Below are 4,639 nucleotides of genomic sequence, written 5' to 3'. Positions count from 1 at the left end.
GCGCCCTGATAAATCAGTTGGATGGTGAACCGGCAGAAGCACTTTATGCTAAAGCCGCACCCATCTTTATGGAATTGTATGCCGAGAACACCAGCAAACGCAGTCAGTTATACCCTGCTGTAGAACAGGGATTGCAATGGTTAAAACAACAAGGCATACATCTGGGCTGTGTAACAAATAAAGATGAACAATTTACTTTACCGATATTAAATAATCTGGGGATCCATGATTATTTTGAACTGGTTGTCAGCGGTGATACCTTACCGCAGAAAAAACCGGATCCTGCACCACTGCTTTATGCCGCCAGTTATTTTAACATCGAGCCACGAAGAGCATTGATGATTGGCGACTCGGTAAGTGATGTCAAAGCATCGCGCGCCGCAGGTTTTCAGATTGTTTGTATGAGTTATGGTTACAACCACGGGAATGATATCCGCTCTGCTAATCCAGACGCGGTTATTGATAGTTTTGCCGAGTTAAATACTCTTTTTTAGAAGCCGGACATGAAACAGGCACAATTCGACCAACTGGCCAGTGAAGGCTATAACCGCATCCCTCTCTATCGCGAAGTACTCGCTGATTTAGATACGCCATTAAGCACTTATCTTAAACTGGCAGATGCACCCTATTCCTATCTCTTTGAGTCCGTTCATGGGGGCGAAAAATGGGGTCGTTATTCGATTATTGGTCTGCCCTGCGAATCAGTGATTAAAGTCTTTGGTGATCAAATCAAAGTCTATCAGCGTGATGTGCTGATAAATGAGATACAACATGAAGATCCCTTAACATGGATTGCCGAGTTTCAGTCGAAGTTTCATGTTCCCTCACTGGAGCATCTGCCTAAATTTAATGGTGGACTGGTTGGCTATTTCGGTTATGACACAGTCCGTTATGTTGAAACTCGTTTAGGGGATGCACCGCAGAATGATCCATTGGGTTGTCCTGATGTGCTGCTGATGGTGTCTGACGAATTAGTGGTGTTTGATAATCTCAGTGGGCGGCTGTTTTTGATCGTACACGCTGATCCAACGCTTCCTGATGCCTACGACAAAGCGCAGGAACGTTTGGATCAACTGATTCGCAAACTTCGTGAATCCACTCCCAAGTTCAGTGAGAAACGGCCTCAAAATGCGGTTTCAGAACAGGATTTTGTTTCCGGTTTTACCCATGATGGTTTTATTGAAGCCGTCAGCAAGGCCAAACAATATATAAATGATGGCGACATCATGCAGGTTGTCTTGTCACAACGTCTGTCTGTACCGTTTCATGCTGCGGAGATCGATTTATACCGTGCCTTGCGCACGTTGAATCCATCACCGTATATGTATTACCTGAATCTTGAGGACTTCCATATTGTCGGATCTTCTCCGGAAATTCTGGTACGCATGGAAGACAATGAGGTAACGGTTCGCCCGATTGCCGGTACACGTCGTCGTGGTGCTAACGCTGAGCAGGACAAAGCCTTGGAACAGGAACTGCTCAACGATCCGAAAGAGCTGGCTGAACATTTAATGCTGATTGATCTCGGACGCAATGATGTAGGTCGTGTCAGTCAGACCGGTACCGTCAAACTGACCGACAAAATGGTAATAGAACGTTATTCGCATGTCATGCATATTGTTTCCAATGTCACTGGGCAGGTATTACCGGGGATGACCGCAATGGACGCCCTCCGAGCCACCTTCCCTGCCGGAACGGTCAGTGGTGCACCGAAAGTAAGGGCAATGGAAATAATCGATGAATTCGAGCCGGTAAAACGCGGGGTTTATGCGGGGGCAATCGGTTATCTGTCCTGGGCAGGCAATATGGATACGGCAATCGCCATCCGCACCGCCGTCATCAAGGATAAACAACTGCACATTCAAGCCGGTGCTGGAATCGTCTATGACTCAGTTCCGGAAATGGAATGGGAAGAAACCATGAATAAAGCCCGTGCAATATTCAAGGCGGTTGCCATGGCAGAGGCGGGTCTTGAGCCGCCAAAACCGACTGAATAAATAACAGGACCGACTATGCTGTTAATGATTGATAACTATGATTCGTTCACCTACAACCTGGTGCAGTATTTTGCTGAACTGGGTGCTGAGGTGGAAGTACAGCGTAATGACAAGCTGACGATTAACGACATAGAAACACTTGACCCTGAGCTTATTGTGATTTCGCCAGGTCCATGCACCCCTAATGAAGCGGGCATTTCACTGGATGTTATTCATCATTTCGCCGGAAAAAAACCCATTTTAGGAGTCTGTCTCGGACATCAGGCCATTGGACAGGCCTTTGGTGGTGAAGTGATCCATGCACGGGAAATCATGCATGGTAAAACTTCCCCGGTACATCATAAAAATGTCGGTGTGTTTCAGGGACTGAATAATCCGTTGCAGGCTACTCGTTATCACTCTCTGGTCATCAAAAAAGAAACGCTGCCTGACTGTTTTGAGGTGACAGCCTGGACCGAAAATCCCGATGGCAGCATAGATGAAATCATGGGTGTCCGGCATAAAACCCTGCCAATTGAGGGAGTGCAGTTTCATCCTGAGTCCATTCTGACCGAACAGGGCCATCAATTATTGAAAAATTTTCTGGATGAACATCATGGTTGATACTGAGTTCACGATGCAGGCCGCAATAAAACTTATTACCCAGCATCAGCATTTGTCCGAGCAGCAAATGACCGCAGCAATGCGAATGATCATGACCGGTAAAGCCACAGACGCGCAGATTGGTGGCTTTTTAATTGGCTTACAGATGAAAGGCGAAACCATTACTGAAATTGCCGCAGCGGCATCCGTGATGCGTGAATTAGCCACGCCAGTAAACGTGACCGGTGAACATGTCATTGATACCTGTGGAACAGGTGGAGATGGTGCCAGCAGTTTTAATGTTTCAACCGCCAGTGCCTTTGTGGTAGCTGCGGCGGGTGCCAAAGTTGCAAAACATGGCAATCGTTCAGTCAGCAGTACTTCCGGCAGTGCCGATGTACTGGAAACGGCCGGTGTCAATCTGGAATTAACACCTGAGCAGGTTGCGCATTGCGTTGAAACCACAGGCGTTGGTTTTATGTTTGCCCAACGCCATCATGGTGCAATGAAACATACTGTCGGACCTCGCCGTGAAATGGGTGTACGCACCATTTTCAATTTACTCGGCCCACTAACCAACCCTGCCAAAGCCAAACATCAGGTGATGGGCGTGTTTGATAAAAAATGGGTTGAACCTATCGCTCAGGTTTTACAAAAACTGGGCAGTAAACATGTAATGGTGGTGCATGCCGAAGACGGTATGGATGAGATCAGTATTGGTGCAGACACCTTTGTCGCTGAACTCAAAGATGGCGTCATTTCCACCTACACTATCAAGCCCGAAGATTTTGTCATGCAACGTACCGATATCAGCCAGCTGACGGTCTCCAATGCACAGCAAAGTCTCGATATTATCAAACGCGTGTTTGCCGGTGAGCCCGGTCCGGCACGCGATATTGTCGTGCTGAATGCCGGCGCTGCCATTTACACAGCAGATCTGGCTGACAGCCTTGCTGAAGGCGTTCGTCAGGCAAAACACTTTATCGATAATGGTATTGCCCACCAAAAACTAGATGCACTCATCACCTGCAGCCAACTTTAAAAGATCGTTTATGACTGACACACCCGATATTCTGAAAAAAATTCTGCAACGCAAACAACAGGAAATTGCTGAACGCAGTAAACATTTGCCAATTAATCTGTTGCAGCAACTCGCCGAAAATGCTGACCCGGTCCGCGGCTTTGTCGAAGCCATTGAACGTAAACTGGCTGCGGGACAAAGTGCCGTTATTGCCGAAATAAAAAAAGCCTCGCCCAGTAAAGGTGTTCTGCGGGCTGACTTCAAACCGGCCGAAATTGCGTTATCTTATGAAAATGGTGGCGCAGCCTGTTTATCCGTTTTGACCGATCGGGATTTTTTCCAGGGCCACGAGGATTATCTCAAACAGGCGCGAACGGCCTGTCAGTTACCCGTTATTCGTAAAGATTTTATTATCGACCCCTACCAGGTATTTGAAGCCAGAGCGATTGGTGCGGATTGTATTTTACTGATTGTCGCTGCTTTGGATGATGATCAACTGGAACAGTTGAGTCAGTTGGCCATTCTGCTGGATATGGATGTGCTGGTTGAAGTTCATAACGAAGAATAATTACATCGGGCACTGGTATTGAATCTGCCCTTAATCGGCATTAATAACCGGGATTTACATACATTTGAAACCTCGCTAGAGACCACTATTAAATTGCTCAACTTTATTCCGGATGAGACCATTGTGATCACCGAGAGCGGCATCCTTGGCAAGGCAGATGTGGCTTTGATGCGTGAGCACGGAGTAAATGGCTTTTTGGTGGGTGAAGCCTTTATGCGCGCAGATGAACCGGGTGAAGCCCTAGCCAACCTTTTTAATTAATGCATTAACGCCGCGATGCTCTTCATCAAATAGCACCATGGTTTTACCATGAGCCCATAAGACACCGCGTTCCTGCAATTCTTTAAGCACCCGACCGACCATTTCTCGCGAACAGCCCACAATGCGACTGACTTCCTGACGGGTGATTTTGATTTGACGGCCATGTTCATGACGCATGGCATCAGGCTGTCCCGCCAGATCTTTCAAGGC

The 4,639-nt window shown here is 47.2% G+C and carries 5 protein-coding genes and 1 pseudogene; 5 read left to right on the top strand and 1 reads right to left on the bottom strand.

Annotated features, from left to right (window positions below; genetic code table 11):
- The 5 genes and pseudogenes from B3O33_RS14015 to trpC all read left to right on the top strand — a co-directional run.
- On the top strand, nucleotides 1–494 hold a 494-nt coding region (locus B3O33_RS14015; RefSeq protein WP_292363845.1), incomplete at its 5' end, for a phosphoglycolate phosphatase.
- A 9-nt stretch (nucleotides 495–503) separates the two neighbouring features.
- Nucleotides 504–1,997 carry an anthranilate synthase component I gene (gene trpE / locus B3O33_RS14010; RefSeq protein ID WP_292359855.1) on the top strand — a complete coding sequence of 498 codons (1,494 nt, stop codon included), beginning with the start codon at nucleotides 504–506 and terminating at the stop codon, nucleotides 1,995–1,997.
- A gap of 15 nt (nucleotides 1,998–2,012) precedes the next feature.
- Nucleotides 2,013–2,600, top strand: coding sequence for an aminodeoxychorismate/anthranilate synthase component II (locus tag B3O33_RS14005; protein ID WP_292359857.1), 588 nt, complete (start codon nucleotides 2,013–2,015; stop codon nucleotides 2,598–2,600).
- Nucleotides 2,593–3,621 carry an anthranilate phosphoribosyltransferase gene (gene trpD, locus B3O33_RS14000; RefSeq protein WP_292359859.1) on the top strand — a complete coding sequence of 343 codons (1,029 nt, stop codon included), beginning with the start codon at nucleotides 2,593–2,595 and terminating at the stop codon, nucleotides 3,619–3,621. The genes B3O33_RS14005 and trpD overlap by 8 nt, the downstream gene beginning before the upstream one ends.
- 10 nt (nucleotides 3,622–3,631) lie before the next feature.
- A pseudogene (gene trpC, locus B3O33_RS13995) lies at nucleotides 3,632–4,429 on the top strand (indole-3-glycerol phosphate synthase TrpC).
- Here trpC and B3O33_RS13990 read toward each other — a convergent pair.
- Nucleotides 4,409–4,639: helix-turn-helix domain-containing protein (locus tag B3O33_RS13990; protein ID WP_292363844.1), on the bottom strand; the 231-nt coding region annotated here is incomplete at its 5' end. The pseudogene trpC and the gene B3O33_RS13990 sit on opposite strands and share 21 nt — an antisense overlap.

The organism is Methylophaga sp. UBA1464, assembly GCF_002325665.1.
In the GTDB taxonomy this organism is placed as follows: domain Bacteria; phylum Pseudomonadota; class Gammaproteobacteria; order Nitrosococcales; family Methylophagaceae; genus Methylophaga.
Note: the sequence above shows the minus strand (reverse complement) of the source record. Positions and strands in the feature narration are given on the sequence as shown.

Coding starts and splice junctions, on each gene's coding strand:
- trpE (WP_292359855.1), top strand. CDS start 504: ATGAAACAGGCACAATTCGACCAACTGGCCAGTGAAGGCTATAACCGC.
- B3O33_RS14005 (WP_292359857.1), top strand. CDS start 2,013: ATGCTGTTAATGATTGATAACTATGATTCGTTCACCTACAACCTGGTG.
- trpD (WP_292359859.1), top strand. CDS start 2,593: ATGGTTGATACTGAGTTCACGATGCAGGCCGCAATAAAACTTATTACC.